The sequence below is a fragment of the Halomonas sp. THAF12 genome, assembly GCF_009363675.1.
Lineage (GTDB): Bacteria > Pseudomonadota > Gammaproteobacteria > Pseudomonadales > Halomonadaceae > Halomonas > Halomonas smyrnensis.
Genome location: NZ_CP045399.1, coordinates 663970 through 686139, shown reverse-complemented (window position 1 = coordinate 686139; position 22170 = coordinate 663970). Strand labels below are relative to the sequence as shown.

At 66.1% G+C, this 22170-nt stretch carries 19 protein-coding genes; 12 read left to right on the top strand and 7 right to left on the bottom strand.

The genetic code is table 11. From position 1 onward, the window contains the following. Positions 1–52: 52 nt before the first annotated feature. Positions 53–1312, bottom strand: coding sequence for a urate hydroxylase PuuD (locus tag FIU88_RS03100; RefSeq protein ID WP_152478152.1), 1260 nt, complete (start codon positions 1310–1312; stop codon positions 53–55). 206 nt (positions 1313–1518) lie between these two features. Continuing rightward, positions 1519–1872 (bottom strand): hydroxyisourate hydrolase, encoded by a 354-nt coding sequence (gene uraH / locus FIU88_RS03095; protein ID WP_152478151.1) that lies wholly within the window; start codon positions 1870–1872, stop codon positions 1519–1521. 224 nt (positions 1873–2096) lie between these two features. Between uraH and uraD the strand changes: the two genes are divergently transcribed. Beyond that, positions 2097–2621, top strand: a complete 525-nt coding sequence (gene uraD / locus FIU88_RS03090) for a 2-oxo-4-hydroxy-4-carboxy-5-ureidoimidazoline decarboxylase (protein ID WP_152478150.1) — start codon at positions 2097–2099, stop codon at positions 2619–2621. An 87-nt stretch (positions 2622–2708) separates the two neighbouring features. Here the strand turns inward: uraD and FIU88_RS03085 are convergent, their stop codons facing one another. After that, entirely contained in the window at positions 2709–4136 is a 1428-nt protein-coding gene (locus FIU88_RS03085; RefSeq protein WP_152478149.1) for a uracil-xanthine permease family protein, read from the bottom strand. Between the two features lie 204 nt (positions 4137–4340). Between FIU88_RS03085 and FIU88_RS03080 the strand changes: the two genes are divergently transcribed. Beyond that, a complete protein-coding gene (locus FIU88_RS03080) occupies positions 4341–4964 on the top strand; it encodes a phosphoribosyltransferase (RefSeq protein ID WP_152478148.1) in 624 nt (207 codons plus the stop codon). 154 nt (positions 4965–5118) lie between these two features. On the opposite strand, the gene FIU88_RS03075 is transcribed toward FIU88_RS03080, so the two are convergent. Both FIU88_RS03075 and FIU88_RS03070 read right to left on the bottom strand, forming a co-directional pair. Then, the gene (locus FIU88_RS03075) at positions 5119–5469 is read right to left on the bottom strand and encodes a phasin family protein (protein ID WP_172977647.1); all 351 of its coding nucleotides are present in this window, start codon (positions 5467–5469) and stop codon (positions 5119–5121) included. A 171-nt stretch (positions 5470–5640) separates the two neighbouring features. Beyond that, a complete protein-coding gene (locus FIU88_RS03070; protein ID WP_016855766.1) occupies positions 5641–6348 on the bottom strand; it encodes a glutathione S-transferase family protein in 708 nt (235 codons plus the stop codon). A gap of 317 nt (positions 6349–6665) precedes the next feature. On the opposite strand from FIU88_RS03070, the gene FIU88_RS03065 reads away from it, so the two are divergent. The 7 genes from FIU88_RS03065 (at position 6666) to FIU88_RS03035 (ending at position 15947) form a co-directional block, all read left to right on the top strand. Then, positions 6666–8366, top strand: a complete 1701-nt coding sequence (locus FIU88_RS03065; RefSeq protein WP_152478146.1) for an L-lactate permease — start codon at positions 6666–6668, stop codon at positions 8364–8366. Positions 8367–8739: 373 nt separating this feature from the next. Then, positions 8740–10239, top strand: a complete 1500-nt coding sequence (gene glcD / locus FIU88_RS03060; RefSeq protein WP_152478145.1) for a glycolate oxidase subunit GlcD — start codon at positions 8740–8742, stop codon at positions 10237–10239. A 9-nt stretch (positions 10240–10248) separates the two neighbouring features. After that, positions 10249–11334 (top strand): glycolate oxidase subunit GlcE, encoded by a 1086-nt coding sequence (gene glcE / locus FIU88_RS03055; protein WP_152478144.1) that lies wholly within the window; start codon positions 10249–10251, stop codon positions 11332–11334. 1 nt (position 11335) lies between these two features. After that, positions 11336–12577: a glycolate oxidase subunit GlcF gene (glcF, locus tag FIU88_RS03050; RefSeq protein ID WP_152478143.1), complete on the top strand. Its 1242-nt coding sequence runs from the start codon at positions 11336–11338 to the stop codon at positions 12575–12577. Between the two features lie 371 nt (positions 12578–12948). Next, positions 12949–13350, top strand: a complete 402-nt coding sequence (locus tag FIU88_RS03045; protein WP_152478142.1) for a heme-binding protein — start codon at positions 12949–12951, stop codon at positions 13348–13350. A gap of 179 nt (positions 13351–13529) precedes the next feature. Further along, entirely contained in the window at positions 13530–13838 is a 309-nt protein-coding gene (locus FIU88_RS03040) for a hypothetical protein (protein WP_152478141.1), read from the top strand. Between the two features lie 471 nt (positions 13839–14309). Continuing rightward, a complete protein-coding gene (locus FIU88_RS03035; RefSeq protein WP_152478140.1) occupies positions 14310–15947 on the top strand; it encodes a BCCT family transporter in 1638 nt (545 codons plus the stop codon). Between the two features lie 403 nt (positions 15948–16350). Here the strand turns inward: FIU88_RS03035 and FIU88_RS03030 are convergent, their stop codons facing one another. Then, positions 16351–17322: an ABC transporter substrate-binding protein gene (locus FIU88_RS03030; RefSeq protein WP_253742696.1), complete on the bottom strand. Its 972-nt coding sequence runs from the start codon at positions 17320–17322 to the stop codon at positions 16351–16353. Positions 17323–17411: 89 nt separating this feature from the next. Then, positions 17412–18314: a LysR substrate-binding domain-containing protein gene (locus FIU88_RS03025; protein WP_152478139.1), complete on the bottom strand. Its 903-nt coding sequence runs from the start codon at positions 18312–18314 to the stop codon at positions 17412–17414. A 307-nt stretch (positions 18315–18621) separates the two neighbouring features. Here FIU88_RS03025 and FIU88_RS03020 point away from each other — a divergent pair, with 307 nt between their 5' ends. From FIU88_RS03020 to betB, 3 genes are read left to right on the top strand one after another with little or no spacing between them, the layout of a single operon-like run. Next, a complete protein-coding gene (locus FIU88_RS03020) occupies positions 18622–19851 on the top strand; it encodes a TauD/TfdA family dioxygenase (RefSeq protein WP_172977646.1) in 1230 nt (409 codons plus the stop codon). After that, entirely contained in the window at positions 19838–20617 is a 780-nt protein-coding gene (locus tag FIU88_RS03015) for an SDR family NAD(P)-dependent oxidoreductase (protein ID WP_216647297.1), read from the top strand. The genes FIU88_RS03020 and FIU88_RS03015 overlap by 14 nt, the downstream gene beginning before the upstream one ends. A 17-nt stretch (positions 20618–20634) precedes the next feature. Further along, positions 20635–22143, top strand: coding sequence for a betaine-aldehyde dehydrogenase (gene betB / locus FIU88_RS03010; protein WP_152478137.1), 1509 nt, complete (start codon positions 20635–20637; stop codon positions 22141–22143). Positions 22144–22170: the final 27 nt, after the last annotated feature.

Here is a 22170-nt window from a genome sequence, read left to right as displayed (position 1 = left end):
ACCGCCGCCCGTCGGCGACGGGCGGCGGTCGATGCGGCGTACAGCCCCGGGTTCAGGGCGTCCAGGCGGCGATGCTGGCCCGTTCCTCGTCGGTCATCTGGGTCAGGTTGCCCAGCGGCATGTAGCCGCTCGCCACCACCTGCTTGACCTGATCGGCCTGGCGCAGCAGCTGCTCCCGGGTCTCCAGGGCCACGCCGGCGGGCGGCGCCGTGAAGGCCTCGTGGGTGGGTTGCTGGGCGTGGCAGGACGCACAGCGCCGCTCCATGATGCCGTGGATCTCGTCCACGGGGCCGCCGGACGCGACGGTGGCGTCCTCGGCGGCGACCGCCTGACCATCGGTCTCGACACTCGTCCCACCGGCCATCGGCGCGGCATTGCCGGCACCGCTCGGCGCACCGATCCACACCGCCACCAGGATCAGCGCCACCCCGGCCGCGGGATAGGCGGGCCTGGTCTGGCCGGCGTGCATAAGCACGAAGAACTGGCGGATCAGGGCGCCGGCGAAGATGAACAGCGACATGATCACCCAGGACAGCTCATGGGTGTAGGTGAAGGAGTAGTGGTTGCTGAGCATCAGCAGCACCACCGGCAGCGTGAAGTAGGTGTTGTGCACCGAGCGCTGCTTGCCGCGCTTGCCGTCGAGCGGGTTGGGCGTCTCGCCGGCCTTCATCGCCTTCACCATGCGGCGCTGGCCGGGGATGATCCAGAAGAACACGTTGGCCGACATGGCGGTGGCCATCACCGCGCCGGTGAGCAGGAAGGCCGCGCGGCCGGCGAAGATCTGGCTGCTCAGGTAGGCGACCACCACCATCAGCACCGCCACGCCGAGGCTCAGCAGGCCGTCGCGCTCCATGTTGGGGCTGATGCGCTTGCACATCTCGTTGTACACCACCCAGCCACCGAGCAGGAACGCCAGTGCCACGATGTTGGCCTGCCAGCCGGTCAGGTTGGCGGCCCATTCCCAGCTGCTGCCCGGATTGACCAGATAGAACCCCGGATTGGCCATGTACAGCAGCACGAACAGCCCGAAGCCCGACAGCCAGGTGGTGTAGGCCTTCCAGAACGACCAGTGCAGGTCCGCCGGCAGCTTGGCCGGCGCGCTGGCGTACTTCTGGTTGTGATAGAAGCCGCCTCCGTGCACGGCCCACATCTCGCCGAACACGCCCTTCTGCTGATCCTCCGCCGCCTTGGGCGGGCGCAGGCTGTTGTCGAGCATCACGAAGTAGATCGACTCGCCGATCCAGGCCACGGCGGCGATCACGTGCAGCCACCTCAGCAGGAGGTTGGCGAAGTCCAGAAAGTAGGCTTCCATCGGTCAGGCCTCGTTGGAATGGTGCGATTGTTGTTCGATTCGAGCGATACAGAAAACGGCTGATTTATGTCACGAGCGAGGGAAGGCTGGTCTCCGCCGGACCACAGTCACCGGAATGTCGCCTGCTACATGAGCATGACGACGGTCCGACGCTTCGGGCCCGCCGGCGGCCAGGATGCCGAGCGCCGTAATAAATCGGCGTTTTCTCAGCTGCCCCGGTAGGTGGAGTAGCTGTAGGGAGACAGCAGCAGGGGCACGTGATAGTGCTGCGAGGCATCGGCGACGCCGAAGCGCAGCGGGATCGCATCGAGGAAGCGCGGCCCGTCCGCGGCCACGCCGCGGCGGTCCAGGTACTCGCCGGCATGGAAGAGCAGCTCGTACTCGCCAACGACGAAGGCCTCGCCCTCCAGCAGCGGCGCGTCGCAGCGGCCGTCGTCGTTGGTCACCACCTCGCCGAGCCGCTGGCGCTCGCCGTCCGTCAGGCGGTAGATCTCGATGCGGATGCCCTCGCCCGGCAGGCCGAGGGAGGTATCCAGCACGTGGGTGGTGAGATAGCCCATCGTCGTCTCCTCGCGTGTTGTTGTGTGCCGCCGTCGTCCTTCGGGGCCCGAAACCGGGCGCCGATCCGGCCGGCGTATATCCTGTGATGACGCCCCATGGCGCGGGCGTCACGTCTATCAACAGTTCTAGCCTTGGATAGCGTACATTTCAAACACTTTATTGTATACAGTTTTATCGCTACCCTGAGACGACCCACATCGACGTCCCTCACGGAGACCCGAGCATGAACCACAAGACGCTTTCCCCGCGCCCGAGCCAGCTGGACCGTGCCGCCTTCGTCGCACAGTTCGGCGATATCTACGAGCATTCACCCTGGGTGGCCGAGCTGGCCTGGCAGCGCGGCCTCGGCGCCGAACAGGACACCCCCGCGGGCCTCGCCGCGACCATGGGCCGAGTGCTGAACGAGGCGGAGCCGGAGCGCCAGCTCGAGGTGATCCGCGCCCACCCGGACCTCGCCGGCAAGGCCGCCATCGCCGGTGATCTCACCGACGACTCCACCCGCGAGCAGGCCGGCGCCGGGCTCGACCAGTGCACGCCCGAGGAGATGGCCCGCTTCGAGCGCCTGAACGCCGCCTACAAGCAGCGCTTCGGCTTTCCCTTCGTGATGGCGGTCAAGGGCAGCGACCGCCACGCCATCCTGGCCGCCTTCGAGACGCGCCTCGAGCACGGCCTCGACGAGGAGCGCCGCACCGCCATCGAGCAGATCAACCGCATCGCCGCCTTCCGCCTGGAGGCGCGGGTGGGCTGAGCGCCCGCCGCTGCCCACCGCCTCATCCGCAAGGCGCCGCCGGACTCCCGGCGGCGCCTTTTTCGTGCCGGCGGATGCGTGAAAACGTCAGTCGCGGGCGCCGGAGGCGACGCGCCCGCCGTCCGCCCGGGGCTCGCCACGGGCGGCCTGCTCGACGGCAGCATCCGCCTCGGCGATGGCCTCGCGCTCCCGGGCCTCGTCGGCCAGGGTGGTGCGCGGCAGCACCAGGTTGAGCACGAAGGCGGTGATCGCCGCGACCACGATCGGCGCCCCGCCGATCACGTTCTGCAGGGTCTGCGGGAACTCGGCGATGGCCGAAGGCACCGCGGCAATGCCCAGGCTCAGCGCCAGGGCGAGCCCGACGATGGTCATGTTGCGGGCCGACATCTCGTCCTTGGTCAGCAGCTGGATGCCGGTCATGGTGATCATCCCGAACACCGTGATGGTGGCGCCGCCCAGCACCGGGTAGGGAATGGTGGTCATCAGGGCACCGAACTTGGGACTGAAGCCGGCCAGCAGCATGAAGGCGCCGGCGATGGCCAGCACGACTCGGCTGATCACCCTGGTCATGGCCACGATGCCCACGTTCTGGCTGAAGGTGGAGGTCGGCAGGGCGCCGAAGAAAGCGCTGGCGGCGGTGGTCAGGCCGTTGCCGAGCAGGCCGCCGGTCAGCTCCCGGGTCTTCAGCTCGCGATTCATGCCGGCCACGCTGGTCGCCGACAGGTCGCCGATGGTCTGCACCGAGTTGATCACGCAGATCACCACCAGCGAGACGATGGCGGCGGAGTGGAACTCCATCTCGAACGGCATCGGCGTCGGCACGGCGATCCAGGCGGCGGTTTCCACCGGGCCGAAGTCGACCATGCCCAGCGGCAGCGCGACCAGGTAACCGACCAGGAGGCCGACGATGATCGCCGACAGCTTGACCACGCCGCGGCCGAACTGGGAAGCCAGCAGCACCGTCACCAGGGTCAGCGCGCCCACGCCCCAGTTCTTCAGCTCGCCGAACTGCGGCGCGTCGACGTTGCCGCTGCCGGCGATGTAGCGGATGGCGATGTCGTACAGCGACAGCCCGATCACCAGCACCACGGTGCCCGCCACCACCGGCGGGAAGAGGTGGCGGATGTACTGGATGAAGTAGCCCACCACCATCATGGTGATGCCGCCGATCAGCTGGGCCCCGAGGATGCCCTCGATGCCGAACTGGCCGCCCACGGCGATCAGCGTCGGCACGTAGGCGAAGCCCACGCCGAAGATCGCCGGCAGCCGGGCGCCGAACTTCCACACCCCGTAGAGGTGGAACAGGGTGCAGACCCCGGAGGCCAGCACCGCGATCTGGATCAGCTGCAGCTTCTCCGCCGGGGTGGCGCCGATCACCCCGGCGATGATGATCGGTGGCGTGATGACGCCGGCGATCATCGCCAGCACGTGCTGCAGGGAGATCGGCAGCGCCTTGAGCAGGCGCGGCCTGCCGTGGAAGTCGAATAGCGAGGTGTTGTTGGCATTGCTCTGCATGGTCTCGGCCTTCGGTGTGGTGTTGTTGTGCGTTCAGCCGTCAGCGTCGCGCCGGCAGGTTGGCTCCCAGCACATGGATACACATTGATCGGTATCGAGAAATACCATAGCGATTAAAACTGTATACAATCAACCAGACCTTGGCCGCGAATGCCCATCGACTGAACTAGACTCGAAGCCATGCAGGCGATAGCGGAGGCCGCCATGTTTCGTGACCGTCGGGATGCCGCCGAACAGCTGGCCCATCGGCTGGCGCCCCTGAGGCAACAACGCCCCCTGGTCCTCGCCATCCCCCGCGGCGGCGTGCCCATGGGGCGGCTGATCGCCGATGCGCTGGAGGGCGAGCTGGACGTGGTGCTGGTACGCAAGCTCGGCGCGCCGGGCCAACCGGAGTACGCCATCGGCGCGGTGGGAGAAGAAGAACGCGTGAGGCTGGAGCCGGCGGCCGCCCACTACGACGAGCGGCAGATCGCCAGCGAGATCGAGGCCCAGCAGGCGCGGCTGGCCGACCGCCGACGACGCTACACCCCGGTGCGCGCGCCTATCGATCCGGCGGGGCGCGTGGTGGTGGTGGTCGACGACGGCAGCGCCACCGGCGCCACCATGGCCATGGCGCTGGAGACCCTGAAGCATCGCCACCCGGCGCGGCTGATCGCCGCCCTGGGCGCCGCCCCGCCCGAGACCGTGGCCCGACTGGAGGCGCTGGCCGACGAGGTGATCTGCCTGGAGGCCCCGGCCAGCTTCGGCGCCGTCGGCCGGTTCTTCGCCGATTTCGGCCAGGTCAGCGACGACGAGGTCGTGCGCCTGCTCGGCACCGAGCACGGCTGAGCCTTTGCCCGGCCCGCCCACCGGTTCAAACACAAAGCGTTCGGGCACGAAAAAGGGCCATCGCATGGCGATGGCCCCAACGGCCCGGCAGGGCCTACTGGTTCGACCGGCGTCCGACAGGCATCGAGGCCGGGCGAACGCCGCGGATGATCGGTTACTGCGAGCCGAGCGCCTTGAACTGCTGCTCGGCCAGCTTCTGGCTCTTCTGGACGTAGTCCTGACCCAGGCTCAACAGGGTCGCGGCGTCGGACTTCAGTCGGTCGCCGAGCGACTGCATGGCCTGCTGCTGCCCCTCCAGCGTCTTCTGGACGTCCTCGGCGCTCTTCACCGACAGCCAGTCGCGGGCCTGGGCCAGCGTCGCCTCGGAGAGCGATTCGGCGATGCCGAACTGGGTCGCCATCAGCTTCTCGGCGGTCTCGAGGTTGAGGGCGCCATAGGCGCGCATCGGGGTCATGAAGAGGGTGTCGAACTGTTCGCCGGTCTTGGCGGTCGCTGCCTGGGTCATGCTCCACCTCCGATTGGGATGAACAGCGGGCGAAGGCCCGTGTTGCACTGCAACATAGCAGGCGATTTTGTGCACTGCAACACGGGCGTTTTTCATCCTCGTCGCGCCTTGCCCATCGGGCCTCGCTTGCCAGGCGGCACCCGAGCAGCGGGCCACGCTCGGCTCTCTCCCTCAGCGATAGGCGCCCTCGATATCGGTGACTCGCAGCGCCTCGCGGCCCAGCCCGTCGTACAGGTCGAGCATGCGCTCGCGCCAGGCATAGACCGGGTCGGCGTTGGAGACCAGATCGGCGCTGGAGACGCAGTGCGCCCACATGAAGAAGCCGAACACCAGATAGTCGGCGCCCCCCGGGGCATCGCCGTCCAGGAAGTCGGCTTCTTCCAGGCGCCCGCGCAGCGGCGCCAGGGCGGTGTCGAGCTGCGAGAGCCCCTTGGCCGGTGAGTGGAACTCCTCGAAGCTGCATCCCAGACGTGCCTCGCGGGTCTCGCGGAAGTAGGCGCGATCGTCGGGGTGAATGGCGTTGAACAGGTCCATGACGACGGTGCGAAGGATCGCCGGCGCCAGGGAACGCTCGGCGTAGTGCTTGAAGAAGCGGGCACGGGCCTCGGCCGCTCCCTCACCGAGCAACGGCGACTCGGGATAGGCGCGATCCAGATAACGCATGATCTCATAGCTGTCATGGACGACCTCATCGCCATCGACCAGCACCGGCACCTGCCCCTGGCCCGAGAACGCCAGGGCCTCCTTTTCGCTGAATCGCCAGGGCCGCGTCTGGACATCGAGCCCTTTATGGGCCAGGGCGTACCGGGCGCGCCAGCAATAGGGCGAGAACCGCAGCCGTTCGTCGATGCCGCACAGATCATAGAGCTCGCGTGTCATACCAACTCCTTGTCGCTGGGGTAAAGCCCGATGATGACAGGCCGACGCCCTTCCCGCACGCCGCGGGCGACTCGTCGGCCGTTGTCTATTGGTCGAAGCATCGCGCCGTCCAACGGTCGCTCGCCTTCATCCCTCAGAGCGTTAACCCATTGATCCAAAAAAACTTTCGTGAAACCAGCACGAGTTTCTTGTACCCGAACCAATGGTAATACCAATTTACCCTGGATGGTCAATCCGTGCCGCCGGTCGTAAGGTTCCGCGGATCGTCGCCCTCGCGCGGCCTACAACAACACCATCATCGATGAGGGACCTCATCCATGCACGACTCACTACTGGCGCTACTGGCCTTCACCCCCCTGCTGCTGGCGGGGATCCTGCTGATCGGTCTGCGCATGGCGGCACGGGTCGCCATGCCGATCGTCTTCGCCGTGACCGCCGTCATCGCCCTGTTCGCCTGGGACATGACCGCCACCCGGGTGCTGGCCTCGACCCTGCAGGGCCTGATGCTGACGGTGGCGATCCTGTGGATCATCTTCGGCGCCATCCTGCTGCTCAACACGCTCAAGCATTCCGGCGGCATCACCGCCATCCGCAACGGCTTCTCGGGCATCAGCCCGGACCGTCGCGTCCAGGCCATCATCGTCGCCTGGCTGTTCGGCTGCTTCATCGAGGGCGCCTCGGGCTTCGGCACGCCGGCCGCGGTGGCCGCCCCGCTGATGGTGGCGCTCGGCTTCCCGGCGCTGGCGGCCGTGGTCGTCGGCATGATGATCCAGTCCACCCCGGTCTCCTTCGGTGCCGTGGGCACGCCGATCGTGGTCGGCGTCTCGGGCGGCCTGGACAAGAGCGGCATCAGCGCGACCCTGGAGGCCGGCGGCGCCAGCTGGCTCGAATACTTCCACCTGGTGGCCGGCCAGGTCGCGATCATCCACGCCCTGGTCGGCATGTTCATGCCGCTGCTGATGGTCGCCGTGATGGTGCGCTTCTTCGGCGCCAACCGCTCCTGGAAGGAAGGCCTGGCCATCGCGCCCTTCGCGCTGTTCGCCGGCATCAGCTTCGTGGTGCCCTATGCGCTGGCCGGCGTGCTGCTGGGGCCGGAGTTCCCGTCGATGATCGGTGCCATGGTCGGCCTGGCCATCGTCGTGCCGGCCGCCCGCCGCGGCTTCCTGATTCCCAAGGAGAGCTGGGACTTCCCGGAATCCAACGCCTGGCCTGACCACTGGATCGGCAAGCTGGTCATCAAGACCGACGAGGTGGTCGGCAAGACACCCATCTCCACCGCCATGGGCTGGCTGCCCTACGTGCTGCTGGCCGTGCTGCTGGTCGCCTCGCGCACCATCGACCCGCTGAAGGACGCGCTGACCTCGGTCAGCCTCGGCTGGAGCAACATCCTCGGCGAAGCCGGCGTGTCCGGCAGCATCCAGCCGCTCTACCTGCCCGGCGGCATCCTGGTGGCGGTCGTGCTGCTCACCGCGCTGCTGCATCGCATGCGCCTCGGCGAACTGCGCGCCGCCTTCGGCGAGTCCACCCGGACCCTGGCCGGTGCCGGTTTCGTGCTGGTGTTCACCATTCCCATGGTGCGCATCCTGATCAACTCCGGCGTCAACACCGCCGATCTGGTCTCGATGCCGGTGGCCATGGCGAGCCTGGTGGCCGACGGCGTCGGCGGCATCTATCCGCTGTTCGCCCCCGCCGTGGGCGCGCTGGGGGCCTTCATCGCCGGCTCCAACACCGTGTCCAACCTGATGCTGTCGGACTTCCAGTTCAACGTGGCCCAGCAGCTCGGCGTGTCCACCGCCATGATGGTGGCCCTGCAGGCCGTCGGCGCCGCCGCCGGCAACATGATCGCCATCCATAACGTGGTCGCCGCCTCGGCCACCGTGGGCCTGCTCGGTCGCGAGGGGATCACCATCCGCAAGACCATCCTGCCGACGATCTACTACGTCCTGGCCGCGGGCCTGATCGGCCTGATCGCCATCCAGGCGTGGAGCATCGCCGACCCGCTGCTGGCCCTCGGCTGAGCCGGCGACCGCCCGCGGCCCATGCCGCGGGCGGTCGCCGGAGCGGCTCGTTCATTAGTCTAACGCGCCTCGGGCGCCTGGCCGGACAAGCGCCGGGCGCCTTTCACTAAGCCCTTGATTGTCAATGAACATTGGCGGAAACCTGCGACTCCACCGCCGGCACCAATTGGTATGACCAATGATCCAGCGTAGCCACCCGCGCCCCCGGGGTCGTATCGTTCTGCTATCAGGCATTCCTTGACGCCCTCGCGGCCACCCGCGCTCGCGGTCCCCTGAGCGTGAACAGGGAATGGTATGGAAAATATTTCTGTAAACGCACGAGGCGTGTTCTGATCGCTATCATGCCATCGCTGCCTCATCCGCCGGAGCCGTCATGAACATCCACTACGACGCACGACTCGATGGCGAGCTGCCCCGCCGGGACAAGGCGGAGGTGCTCGCCAGCCTGCAGCAGGCCGTCCCCGGCCTGACGCTGCTCCATCGCGAGGAAGACCTGCATCCCTTCGAATGCGACGGCCTGGCCGCCTACCGCGTCATGCCCATGCTGGTGGCCCTGCCGGAGACCCTCGATCAGGTCGAGGCGCTGCTCAAGGGCTGCCGGGCACTGGGCGTGCCGGTGGTCACCCGCGGCGCCGGCACCGGCCTCTCCGGCGGCGCCCTGCCGCTGGAGCAGGGCGTGCTGCTGGTGATGTCGCGCTTCAGCAGGATCCTCGAGGTCGACCCGGATGCCCGCATCGCCCGCGTCCAGCCCGGCGTGCGCAACCTGGCCATCTCCGAGGCCGCCGCGCCCTTTGGCCTCTACTACGCGCCGGACCCCTCCTCCCAGATCGCCTGCTCGATCGGCGGCAACGTGGCGGAGAACGCCGGCGGCGTGCACTGCCTCAAGTATGGCCTGACCGTGCACAACGTGATGAAGGTCGAGATCATCACCATCGAGGGCGAGCGCATGACCCTCGGCAGCGAGGCACTGGACGCCCCGGGCTTCGACCTGCTGGCGCTGTTCAACGGCTCGGAGGGCATGCTGGGCGTGGTCACCGAGATCACCGTCAAGCTGCTGCCCAAGCCCGAGACCACCAAGGTGCTGATGGCCAGCTTCGACGACGTGGGCAAGGCCGGCCGCGCCGTGGGCGACATCATCGCCGCCGGCATCATTCCCGGCGGGCTGGAGATGATGGACAACCTGGCGATCCGCGCCGCCGAGGACTTCATCCACGCCGGTTATCCGGTCGAGGCCGAGGCGATCCTGCTGTGCGAGCTGGACGGCGTGGAAGCCGACGTCGACGACGACGTCGAGCGGGTCCGCGAGGTGCTCGAGAAGGCCGGTGCCACCGACATCCAGCAGGCCCGCGACGAGGCCGAGCGCGCGCGCTTCTGGGCCGGGCGCAAGAACGCCTTCCCCGCGGTGGGCCGCATGTCGCCGGACTACTACTGCATGGACGGCACCATCCCGCGCCGCGAGCTGCCCCGCGTGCTGCAGGGCATCGCCGACCTGTCCGAGGCCTACGGGCTGAAGGTCGCCAACGTCTTCCACGCCGGCGACGGCAACATGCACCCGCTGATCCTGTTCGATGCCAACCGCGAGGGCGAGCTCGAGCAGGCCGAGGCGCTGGGCGGCAAGATCCTCGAACTGTGCGTGGAAGCCGGCGGCTCGATCACCGGCGAGCACGGCGTGGGCCGCGAGAAGATCAACCAGATGTGCGCCCAGTTCGGCAGCGACGAGCTGACCACCTTCCACGCGGTGAAGGCGGCCTTCGACCCCGAGGGCCTGCTCAACCCGGGCAAGAACATCCCGACCCTGGCACGCTGCGCCGAGTTCGGCGCCATGCACGTGCACGGCGGCGAGCTGCCGCACCCCGAGCTGCCCCGTTTTTGAGGAATGATCATGGCCACATCCACATCCCCGCAGGACCGGGACATCGGCACCGAGCTTTGCGAGCGCGTCCGCCAGGCCAACGCCGCGGGCACGGCGCTGCGCATCGTCGGCGGTGACACCAAGGCCTTCTATGGTCGCCCCGTGGAGGGCGAGACGCTCTCCACCCGCGAGCATCGCGGCATCACCGGATACGATCCGGTGGAGCTGATCGTCTCGGTGCGCGCCGGCACGCCGCTGGCCCAGCTGGAAGCGGCGCTGGCCGAGAACGGCCAGATGCTGCCCTTCGAGCCGCCCCACTTCGGCGCCGCCGCCACCGTCGGCGGCACGGTCGCCGCCGGGCTCTCCGGCCCGCGCCGCCCCTGGGCCGGCGCCGTGCGCGACTTCGTGCTCGGCGCCCGGGTGATCACCCACACCGGCGAAGAACAGCGCTTCGGCGGCGAGGTGATGAAGAACGTCGCCGGCTACGACCTGTCGCGGCTGATGGTCGGCGCCCAGGGCGGCCTGGGGCTGCTCACCGAGGTCACGCTCAAGGTGCTGCCGCGCCCCTCCGCCCGCCACGGGCTGCGCCTCGAGATGCCGCTCGACGAGGCCCGCGAACGCCTCGCCGAATGGGGCCGCCAGCCGCTGCCGCTGACCGCCGCCGCCTGGCAGGACGGCGCCCTGCATCTCCGCCTCGAAGGCGGCCCGGGCTCGGTGGCCGCCACCCGCGAGCGCCTCGGCGGCGAGGACCTCGATCCCGGCTTCTGGGACGACCTGCGCGAGCAGCGCCTGCCGCTCTTCGCCGGCGATGACGAGCGCCCGCTGTGGCGCATCTCGCTGCCCCAGCGCGCCCGGCTCGAGGCCGACGGCCTCGACGAGCAGGCCATGCTCCACGACTGGGCCGGCGCCCAGCGCTGGCTCAGGACCGAGCTGCCCGCCGAGTCACTGCGCGAGGCCTGCGCCGCCGCCGGCGGACACGCCACCTGCCTGACGCCGGGCGCCGCCGAGCCCTTCACCCCGCTGCCCGAGGTGATGTTCAAGTACCACCGTCGCCTCAAGGCCGAGCTGGACCCGAAGGGCATCTTCAATCCGGGCCGACTCTACGCGGAGCTCTGACATGCAGACGCACTTCACCGAACAGGATCTCGAACAGCCGCACATCCGCGAGGCCGAGCGGGTGCTGCGCACCTGCGTGCACTGCGGCTTCTGCAACGCCACCTGCCCGACCTACCAGCTGCTGGGCGACGAGCGCGACGGCCCCCGCGGACGCATCTACCTGATGAAGCAGATGCTGGAGAACCCCGAGGACGACGTCGTCACCGAGGAGACCCGGCTGCACCTGGACCGCTGCCTGACCTGCCGCAACTGCGAGACCACCTGCCCGTCCGGCGTGGAATACCACAAGCTGCTGGACATCGGCCGCGCCGAGATCGAGCGCCGGGCGCCGCGGCCCGCCGCCGAGCGCGCCCTGCGCTTCGGCCTGCGCAAGGCGCTGGTCGAGCCGGCCCGCTTCCAGGCGCTGCTCAAGCTCGGCCAGACCTTCCGCCCGCTGGTGCCCGGCACGCTGCGCGACAAGATGCCGCCGGCGCCGGTGGATGCCGGCAGCCGCCCCGAGGGCCGCCGCCACGAGCGCCAGATGCTGATCCTCGAGGGCTGCGTGCAGCCGGGGCTCTCGCCCAACACCAACGCCGCCACCGCCCGGGTGCTCGACCGCCTCGGCATCGGCCTGACCCCGGCGCCGGAGGCCGGCTGCTGCGGCGCCATCGACTACCACCTCAACGCCCAGGACGCCGGCCGCGCGCGGATGCGCGCCAACATCGACGCCTGGTGGCCCCATATCGACAAGGAGGGCGAGCCCGGGGTGGAAGCCATCGTGCAGACCGCCAGCGGCTGCGGCGCCATGGTCAAGGAATACGGCGAGGTGCTGGCCGACGATCCCGACTACGCCGACAAGGCCGCGCGCATCAGCGCCCTGGCCAAGGACCTGGTGGAGATCCTGCGCGACGAGGACCTGGAGCCGCTGACGCTGCGCGAGCACAAGCGCCTGGCCTTCCATTGCCCCTGCACCCTGCAGCACGCCCAGAAGCTCGGCGGCAGCGTCGATACCGTGCTGGCCAGGCTCGGCTTCTCGCTGACCCCGGTGCAGGACGCGCACCTGTGCTGCGGCTCGGCCGGCACCTACTCGGTGACCCAGCCCGAGCTCGCCACCGAGCTGCGCGACAACAAGCTCGACGCCCTGGAGGCCGGCGATCCGGAGGTGATCGTGACCGCCAACATCGGTTGCCAGACCCACCTGAACGGTGCCGGCAGAACGCCGGTACGGCACTGGATCGAAATCGTGGACGAGGCGCTGGCGTGATCGTGACGCGCGCTCATTCCTTCAGCTGCCAGACGCCACTGAACGGTGCCGGCAGAACGCCGGCACGGCACTGGATCGAGATCGTGGACGAGGCGCTGGCGTGATCGTGACGCGCGCTCATTCCTTCAGTTGCCAGCCCCACCTGAACGGTGCCGGCAGAACGCCGGTACGGCACTGGATCGAAATCGTGGACGAGGCGCTGGCGTGATCGTGACGCGCGCTGATTCCTTCAGCTGCCAGACCCACCTGAACGGTGCCGGCAGAACGCCGGTACGGCACTGGATCGAGATCGTGGACGAGGCGCTGGCGTGACCATCGGCGCGACTCGGCGAGTCTCACTTGCAAGCAGTCATCGAGAAGAGGAAATTACCATGCAAACCAAAGCTGTACTGACCCTTGACGACGTCAACGCCCTGCTCGACGCGGGCCAGAAGGAAGCCGAGGCCAACGGCTGGGCCGTGACCATCGCCGTGGCCGACGACGGCGGCCATCTGCTCGGCCTGCGCCGCCTGGACGGCGCACCGCCCTTCAGCGCCGGCGTCGCCACCGAGAAGGCGCGCAACGCCGCCATCGGCCGCAAGGAAACCCAGGCCTTCGAGGACATGATCAACAACGGCCGCACCGCCTTCGTCACCGCGCCGATGCAGGCGCTGCTGGCCGGCGGCGTGCCGGTGCTCGTCGACGGCCAGGTCGCCGGTAGCGTCGGCATCTCCGGCGTCAAGCCCGACCAGGACGTGCAGGTCGCCAAGGCCGCGGTGGCCGCCCTGGTCTGACCCGCCGCACGCCCTGTGCATCGTCCCTGGAACCCCGGCCATGCCGGGGTTCCGACGTTCCGACGCCGAAGTTTTTCCACACGAGCCTTGCGAATCAGCCATTTTTTGAATAGGTTTTGTATAGCATTCGATGAAACGCACGGATGCCTACCACGCCCATAAAGGACGAGAGGTGCACCATGAAACGTAACGCGACTGCTGCCATCACCCTTAGCGCACTGATGATGCTCTCAGGCTCCGCTCTGGCGGCGCATCACGAGGAACATGAGATGGCTCCCGACAACGGCGTCGACAGCGCCAATGACGTGGAGCAAGGCACCATGGAAGGTCACAACGGCGCCATGAGCGACGAAGCCATCGTTGAAGAGGGGGGCACGGATAGCGCCAACGATCCCTCGCAGGAGGCCGACACTCATACCGAGGGCAGCATCGACGACGACATGACGACCGAAAGCAGCGTGGATTCTGCCAACGCCCCCGAGGACTGAGGGTCGCGCAGACCAGGGAAGGCGAATGCCCCCGAACCCCGGCCACGGCCGGGGTTTTTCATTTCCGGGGCGGTACCGGGTCCGAACAGGCTCAGCTGGCCATCATCCAGGCCACGAAGGCCCGCTTGGCGTCGCGCCGAGGCGCGCCAGGCCGGCGTCACGGCCACCGCGCTCCCCTTCTCGGTGGTGATGACGCTGATGTGCTATACCATCATCAAGGCGTTGAACGGAGAGCTGCGCCGCCTTCCCTGATCCGTCCACGACTCATAGGCGACTCCCCCCGGTGCTGATCTTCGCGTGATGGACAGCTCCAGGGGGACCGTTGTGTTGAGTGCTCATATTGACGCCGTGAACCCAGCCTTTCCGCCATGGCAGGGCGACGTCGTCGCATCGCCTGTCCGTGCGCATGCAATAGCTGACTTGTGAGAGACTCACGCGGCCAATGTGTTTCCATCCACAGGAGCAACCTTCATGAGTACACCAAGCGAGCCGGCTCCCCCTCCGGGGTCGGACGACATGCAGACGGACTATACCGTCGGCCAGGACAATATCGAGGGTAACCTCGGCCCCATCGGCTTCGATATCCACAACCGGGTCTTCGCCATCTCGGCGCTGGCCTCGATCGCCTTCATCGTCCTCACCCTGCTGTTTCCCGAGCGAGCCGGCAGCCTCTTCCAGTCCATCGTCAGCTTCTCCACAGGCACCCTCGACAGCTACTTCATGCTCGTGGTGGACGGCTTCATCGTCTTCAGCCTGGCGCTGGTGGTGCTGCCCTACGGCAAGGTCCGGCTGGGCGGGCCCGAGGCCACGCCGGAGTACGGCTATCTCTCCTGGTTCGCGATGCTGTTCGCCGCCGGCATCGGCATCGGGCTGCTGTTCTTCGGCGTGCTGGAACCGGTCTACCACGCCAACGTCTCCTCCCCGCTGGGCACCCCCTCGCCCTTCGGCGCCGACGGCACCCTGAATCCGGACGCCATCGCCGACGCCACCGCCATGGGCCTGGCCGGCACCTACCTGCACTGGGGCATCCACGGCTGGGCCGTCTACGTGGTCATGGCGCTGGCGCTGTCGATCTTCACTTACAACAAGGGCCTGCCCTTCTCGATACGCTCGGCCTTCTTCCCGATCCTGGGCGACCGCGTATGGGGCTGGCCGGGTCACCTGATCGACATCCTGGCGGTGTTCTCCACCCTGTTCGGCCTGGCCACCTCGCTCGGCCTCGGCGCCCAGCAGGCCAACGCCGGCATGAACTTCGTCTTCGGCCTCGAGGTCAGCATCACCACCCAGGTGATCGTGATCGTGGCCGTCACCGCGGTGGCGCTGGTGTCGGTGTGGCGTGGCCTGGACGGCGGCGTGAAGCGGCTCTCCGAGATCAACATGGGCATGGCCGTGCTGTTCTTCTTCTTCGTGCTCTTCGCCGGCCCGACCCTGGCCTCGCTCACCGGCTTCTGGAACGGCCTCGAGACCTACGTGACGGAGTTCCTCCCGCTGTCGGCGCCGTTCGGCCGCGAGGACGACGCCTTTCGCCAGTCCTGGACCATCTTCTACTGGGCCTGGTGGGTCAGCTGGGCACCCTTCGTCGGCATGTTCATCGCCCGCGTCTCCCGGGGCCGCACGGTGCGCGAGTTCGTGATCTGCGTGCTGCTGATCCCGAGCCTGTTCATCTTCATCTGGATGGGCGTGTTCGGCGCCACGGCCCTCGATCAGCTTTACTCCAACCCGGCCGGCAGCCTGGTCAAGGAATACGTGATCGACAACTACAACCCCGAGCTGTCGCTGTTCGGCATGCTCAACGAGCTGCCGCTGTCGGGCCTGATGTCGACCCTGGGCATCATCCTGGCGCTGATCTTCTTCGTCACCTCGTCGGACTCCGGCTCGCTGGTGATCGACACCATCACCGCCGGCGGCAAGATCGACGCGCCGCGCCCCCAGCGCATGTTCTGGGCCACGGTGGAAGGCCTGATCGCCATCGTGCTGCTGATCGGCGGCGGCCTCTCGGCGCTGCAGGCCGGGGTCACGGCCACCGCGATCCCGTTCTCGGTGGTGATGATTCTGATGTGCTTCACCATCATCAAGGCGCTGAACGGCGAGCTGCGCGCCCTGCGCTGAGGCCGCCTGACACTGCCACGCATCGGGCCGCCCGACCGACATCGCTTCGACCAGGATGCGACGAGGGCCGGGCGGCTCGACGAGAACCGAAGTAGACGACAACGGTCACCGAGAAAAACCCGCCATGAGGTATCGCACTGCTAAGGAAGCGCTGATTTATGTCATAAGCGACGAGAGGCGGGCCGGCGTCGAATCGCAAAGCCGCAGTTAACACACGTCAGTTGATGGGAGTTCTGACCGGGCTCGTGCGCGAGGTCGGCCGGTGGCCTGGATGGCGAGCGTCAATAACAAATCAGTGCTTATCTACATCGACAACTAGCCAGGCGACCCGAGGGACCGCGATCATTCCACGTCCAGATTCTGACACAGGACTCTTGCCGCGGATTAGCATTGGAAGTTTCTTTTAAGCGTCAGAAAAACTGAAGGCTTCTTGCAGAGCCGACCAAGCGGCCTCCCCCTCACGTGTCGTCACTCCCTCGACAAACTCTCTAATGCGCTGGGGATGGCAATTAACCCAATCATGTGCCACAGCCTCGGGGGATCGTTCTTCATAGCTGAAACCCCGAATCATGGCACTCTGGTCATCGGCAGTGAAAGCAAGCTGATCAAGAAAACGCCGAATATTAGGATGAGCGTCTGAAAAGCCAGGGTTCATCAGGGTACGTATCTCGGTTCGGCCTCCATCGTCTCCCCACATACCCTCTGGATCATCCAGATAAACGACATCATATTCAATATTCATCCAATGGGGATTCCAAGCATGAAAAACGACCCACTCTTCCCGATCAATGGCATTGTCGATGGCACTGAGCATACCGGGAGTCGAAGTTTCACTCAGGGCCCAATCACCAATCCCGTATATATCGTCTTCCACTCCCTGATTAAGAATCTCGCTCGCCCCGGATCCCGCTTCGATGGAATAGATAGTACGACCGAATCGCTCGGAGAACTCTTGCTTATCTAGATCTTCGGCCGAAGTCACGCCGGCTTCGGCAACATAACGAGGAACCACCAAGCCAATCTGACCCCCTTCGACATTCCCGCCGAGATCAAGAACACTGCCTTTCTCGACATACTGGCGATACAAGGCTTGCTGATTGGGAAGCCAAGCTGCCAGGAAAGCATCGACGTCTCCGGTCTCCAGTGCCTCGTACGCGATAGCCACAGAAACCTCCTGCTGGCTTGTTTCATAGCCCAAGTGACCAAGCAGCATCGAGGCAATGGTGGTCTTGACGGTCACTCCTGGCCAGGGTGGCGAAGCGAAAGTGACTTCCACATCCTCTGAAGCCACTGCATAAGGTGCCGCCAACGACAAAGAGACGGCCAGCATGGAACCACCCAGAAAAGTAGACACTTTCGCCTTCGGATATCGCATATCAACTCCTTATAAAATCAATCTTGTTATAAATCATCGGAAGCTCGAAAACTCTTGACCGATGATGCTTCTCCACACGTGACAATTGCTTATCTATAACGACTCATTTCTTCCTCAAAGGACGCCATAAGCCAGTCACGGAATAGCTTTGCCTCTCTCGATAGCGTATGCCCGGCATGGGTAAGCAGAAACAATCCTTCCTCAACGGTCAGGGACGATCCGAGTGGGGTAATCAGGCGGCCACTGTCGATCAGTCTCTGGAATTGCGGCAAACGCCCCAATGTCACCCCTTGGCCACTCTCGGCGATAGTCGCCGCCACCATCTCGCTATCTAGCGGCAGGGTCCTGAGCTCTCTCAACCGGCTTCCATAATGACTCTCCATCCAGTCCGACCAGCCCCGCTCATAGCCCATCACATGCAACAACTGATGCTGACGAAGCAGGTCGGCCGCATCGCCGTCGGCCCCCTCTTCATACAGACTCGGAGCCACCATCGGAATCATCACGTCATGGGTCAGGCGTTCGCTGTTATAGCCGGCCCAATTGCCAAGACCATGGCGTACCTCAAGTTCACTGGTGATCGACTCGCTGTCGGTCGGCCACACGCCGGTACTGATGCGTAGCGACACTTCTGGATGAGCACGTTGAAACTGATGCAGCCTCGGTGCCAACCACATCGTCGCCAGCGATGCCGGAAAACGCACCGTCAAGCGCGGACGCTGGCTATGAAAGAGATCACCGACACCGGTCTCGAGCATGTCCAGAGCGCCGGTCACTCTGGGCAGCAAGGCGGCTCCCGCATCCGTCAACAGCAAGCCCCCATGCAGACGCTGAAACAGCGCCTCACCGAGCCAGTCTTCGAGCAACCTGACATGCTGGCTGACCGACGAAGGCGTCAATGCCAGTTCGTCAGCGGCAGCCGTGAAGCTCAGCAGCCTGGCCGATGCTTCGAAGGTACGTAGCCAGGCGAGAGCGGGAAGAGACCGATGCAATGTTGCGACTCCCTTTATTCAAGTTGCGAAAACGACTTGCCGGCGGTGTTTCATGTGATCGCCAAATCGTGATGGCTATCGTGGATCTCCTTACTCGTTACCCAACAACGAGGCGGTATCAGTATGAAGATTCCGGCAATAGAAAGTCAGGCCTTGTGGCACGATAAATTTTTCCCCACCGGGGAAAAAATTATCGTTGGTTGACCGCCTGTTCCTCTCCCTAAAATTTTTGGCTCCAAGCGATGGTCGTGGCCCGACCATCAGCGGATGTCATATTGCTAATCAACGCATCATGGAGACCCGATGCATGCATGAGAAAGTACAACAGGCGGTATCACCGGCCGTAGAGCGATATACCGTGACCGGTCTGGAACAGCAGGATCGCGATCTAGTCGTGCATTGGGGGGATGGTCACACGAGCCGTTTCAATGCCCTGTGGTTGCGCGACAACTGCAGCAGCGGCGGCGACAAGCTGTCCGCGATCCGTAGCTTCAGCCTGGCGGACGTCGATCCGGCGTTGAGCATCGCCGATGCGCGACTTACCTCCGCCGGCGATATCGAGATCATCTGGACCCCGGAGGCACATCAGTCGACGTTTTCAGCCACCTGGCTGCGTGCGCATTGCTATGAGCCGGCGAGCCGCCAGGCGCGCAAGCGTCGCCCCCGGCGGTGGAACCGTGCGGAGCGCCAGGACAACTGGCCGAGCGTCGACTTCGGCGACGTCCGCACCAGTCGGGCGGGCCACCTCGCCCTGCTGGAAACCGTGGCCGACCACGGCTTCGCCTTGGTGAACAACGTCCCCGCCACCGCTGAGGGCACAGAGGAACTCGCCAGCTATATCGCGTATATCCGCGAGACCGATTTCGGCCGGATCTTCGACATCGTGTCGGAGCCGAACGTCTGGGATCTCTCTCAGTCCGATCAGCCTCTGCATCCGCATACGGATGACCCTTACCGCTATTCGCCGCCGGGGATCAGCATGCTGCACTGCCTGCAGGCGAGCGAATCCGAGGGAGGCACCTCGCAGATCGTTGACGGCTTCGCGGTCTGTGAGGCCCTGCGTCGTCAAGACCCCGCCGCCTTCGACCTGCTGGCCGCGACCCCGATGCCATTCGTGCGTTACCGCGAGGATCCCGTGCCCCAGGGGGCGGACGTGCATCTGCGCGCCATGGCGCCAATCATCAAGCTGGACCGGGACGGCGAGGTCTGTGGTTTCCGCTTCCATGAACGATCCATCGCCCCACTCGACATGGCGCCCGAGGTCATGGATAGCGTCTACCACGCGTTGATCAAGCTCGCCACCCTAGTGTACAGCGAGGAATTCATGGTCAACCGTCATCTCGCGCCGGGCCAGGCGATCGTCTTCGACAATCAGCGCGTACTGCATGGCCGCACAGGCTTCGAGGGCCTGACCCAGCGCCGCCACCTGCGAATCTGCACCACCGACCGCGACCAGTTTCATAGCCGGCTGCGCCTCCTACTCTCCCGGGAAGGTCGCGAAGGGACCCATTTCGAGTTCCCCAATGGCGCTGTTTGACGCCACTTCATCACCAACAGGCAAGTCGTACATGACCACCGAGCAGCGCGTGGCGCTCGTCACGGGTGGAGCTGGCGGCATCGGCCGTGAGATTACCCGCGGCCTGCTGGCCCATGGATATATCGTCTATCTCACCTCCCGCCATGCGGACACCGCCGAACGCGCCGCCGCCAGGCTCACCGCCGAAACATCGGCGGGTACTCCGCTACCCTCCGTCCTCGACGTGACGGAAGAGGAAAGCCTCGTCGGTCTGATAGAGCGGGTTGCACAGCGCCACGGACGGCTGGATGTGCTGGTCAACAACGCGGGCGTCTACCTGGAGGCGCCCCATCGACAGCCTGCCAGCCCGACGCTGGCCCAGGAACAGTCGGTCGCCATGGTGCGAGAGAGCCTGGAAACCAACCTGCTCGGTGCCTATCGCCTGACCCAGCTCGCCGCCCCCCTGATGCAACGCCACCGCTTCGGCCGGGTGGTCAATGTATCGAGCGGCTCCGGCCAACTGGCCGATATGGGCGGCGGTGATGTCGGCTATCGCCTGTCCAAGGCCGCGCTCAACGCCCTGACGCGCGTCTTTGCCGCGGAGCTCGCCGACAGCGGCATCCTGGTCAACGCCTTGTGCCCCGGTTGGGTGCAGTCCGATGTCGGTGGCCCGGCGGCACCTCGAACCCCCGCGGAGGGGGCGGATACTGCCATCTGGCTGGCCACCCTCCCCGACGACGGCCCCACCGGCGGGTTCTTTCGTCACCGCGCCCCCATCGCCTGGTAACCATAGGAGTATTCTTCATGTCCCATCACGATTCGCTGCCCGGAAAATACGGCTCGGACACCACCCTGCCTCTGCAACGGCTGCATATCGCCGGCGACTACGTGGATGCCACTAGCGGGAACGTCTTCGATACCGTCAACCCGGCCACCAACGAGATCATCTGCCAGGTTCAACAGGCCAACGAGGCCGATGTGAACCACGCCGTCAAGGCGGCACAGGAGGCCTTCAAGAGCTGGTCGCGCACCCCCGCCGTGGAACGCGGCGACATCCTGCGCCGCGCGGCTAAGCTTCTGCGTGAACGCAACGACGAGCTGGCGGAACTGGAAACCCTGGACACGGGCAAGCCGATCCAGGAGACCCGCGAGGTCGATATCGTCACCGGTGCCGAGGTGCTGGAGTACTACGCCGGCCTGGCCCAATCGCTGCATGGAGACCATATCGACCTGCCGCCCGAGGCCTTCGCCATGATGCGCCGCGAGCCCCTGGGGGTCTGCGCCGGCATCGGGGCCTGGAACTACCCAATCCAGATCGCCATGTGGAAGGCCGGCCCGGCGCTGGCCTGCGGCAACACCATGGTGTTCAAGCCGGCGGAGCTCACGCCGCTGACCTCCCTGAAGCTAGCGGAGATCTTCGCCGAGGCGGGGCTACCGGCCGGCGTCTTCAACGTGGTGCAGGGCGATGGCCGCACCGGGCAGCTGCTGAGCCGCCACCCAGGAATAGCCAAGGTCACGCTCACCGGTGAAGCCGAGACCGGAAAATTGGTCATGGCCGACGCCGCCACCAGCAACCTCAAGCACGTGACCTTCGAGCTGGGCGGCAAATCGCCGCTGATCGTGTTCGATGACGCCGACCTGGAGAGCGCCGTCAACGCCGCCCTGTTCGCCAACTTCTATTCCGCCGGCGAGGTCTGCTCCAACGGCACCCGCGTCTTCGTTCAGCGCGGCATCTACGATGCCTTCGTCGAGCAGCTGGGCCCGCGGGTCGAACAGATGCGCCTCGGTGATCCCTTCGACCCCGATACCCAGGTCGGCGCCCTGATCAGTCGCGATCATCTGGATAAGGTGATGAGCTACATCGATGACGCCAACGCCAGTGAGGCGGTGCGCGTGGTCGGTGGCGAGAGGCTGACGGACGATTCGCTCGGCCGCGGCAACTTCGTGACACCGGCCATCTACGCGGATTGCCGTGATGACATGCGCTTCGTGCGCGAGGAGATCTTCGGCCCAGTGATGGCGGTGCTCCCCTTCGACAGCGAGACGGAAGTCGTGGAGCGGGCCAACGACACCCGCTACGGCCTATCCGGGGCGGTCTTCACTCAGGACTTCGCGCGGGCCCACCGCGTGGCCCATGAGCTCCAGGCCGGGTCGGTGTGGATCAACGACTACAATGCCCTGCCGCCCGAGATTCCCTTCGGGGGTTACAAGCACTCCGGCCTCGGCCGCGAGAATGGCCTGCAGGCCATCGAGGCCTACACCCAGATCAAGACGATTTACGCCAACCTCGGCAAGGTCCCCAAGGTCTACTGAGCGCCCTCGGCCGGCGGCGAGGCCGCC

Bases quoted from the DNA above. Each gene is read 5' to 3' on its own strand.
- FIU88_RS03100 (WP_152478152.1), bottom strand. From the start codon at position 1,312: ATGGAAGCCTACTTTCTGGACTTCGCCAACCTCCTGCTGAGGTGGCTG.
- uraH (WP_152478151.1), bottom strand. From the start codon at position 1,872: ATGGGCTATCTCACCACCCACGTGCTGGATACCTCCCTCGGCCTGCCG.
- uraD (WP_152478150.1), top strand. From the start codon at position 2,097: ATGAACCACAAGACGCTTTCCCCGCGCCCGAGCCAGCTGGACCGTGCC.
- FIU88_RS03085 (WP_152478149.1), bottom strand. From the start codon at position 4,136: ATGCAGAGCAATGCCAACAACACCTCGCTATTCGACTTCCACGGCAGG.
- FIU88_RS03080 (WP_152478148.1), top strand. From the start codon at position 4,341: ATGTTTCGTGACCGTCGGGATGCCGCCGAACAGCTGGCCCATCGGCTG.
- FIU88_RS03075 (WP_172977647.1), bottom strand. From the start codon at position 5,469: ATGACCCAGGCAGCGACCGCCAAGACCGGCGAACAGTTCGACACCCTC.
- FIU88_RS03070 (WP_016855766.1), bottom strand. From the start codon at position 6,348: ATGACACGCGAGCTCTATGATCTGTGCGGCATCGACGAACGGCTGCGG.
- FIU88_RS03065 (WP_152478146.1), top strand. From the start codon at position 6,666: ATGCACGACTCACTACTGGCGCTACTGGCCTTCACCCCCCTGCTGCTG.
- glcD (WP_152478145.1), top strand. From the start codon at position 8,740: ATGAACATCCACTACGACGCACGACTCGATGGCGAGCTGCCCCGCCGG.
- glcE (WP_152478144.1), top strand. From the start codon at position 10,249: ATGGCCACATCCACATCCCCGCAGGACCGGGACATCGGCACCGAGCTT.
- glcF (WP_152478143.1), top strand. From the start codon at position 11,336: ATGCAGACGCACTTCACCGAACAGGATCTCGAACAGCCGCACATCCGC.
- FIU88_RS03045 (WP_152478142.1), top strand. From the start codon at position 12,949: ATGCAAACCAAAGCTGTACTGACCCTTGACGACGTCAACGCCCTGCTC.
- FIU88_RS03040 (WP_152478141.1), top strand. From the start codon at position 13,530: ATGAAACGTAACGCGACTGCTGCCATCACCCTTAGCGCACTGATGATG.
- FIU88_RS03035 (WP_152478140.1), top strand. From the start codon at position 14,310: ATGAGTACACCAAGCGAGCCGGCTCCCCCTCCGGGGTCGGACGACATG.
- FIU88_RS03030 (WP_253742696.1), bottom strand. From the start codon at position 17,322: ATGCGATATCCGAAGGCGAAAGTGTCTACTTTTCTGGGTGGTTCCATG.
- FIU88_RS03020 (WP_172977646.1), top strand. From the start codon at position 18,622: ATGCATGAGAAAGTACAACAGGCGGTATCACCGGCCGTAGAGCGATAT.
- FIU88_RS03015 (WP_216647297.1), top strand. From the start codon at position 19,838: ATGGCGCTGTTTGACGCCACTTCATCACCAACAGGCAAGTCGTACATG.
- betB (WP_152478137.1), top strand. From the start codon at position 20,635: ATGTCCCATCACGATTCGCTGCCCGGAAAATACGGCTCGGACACCACC.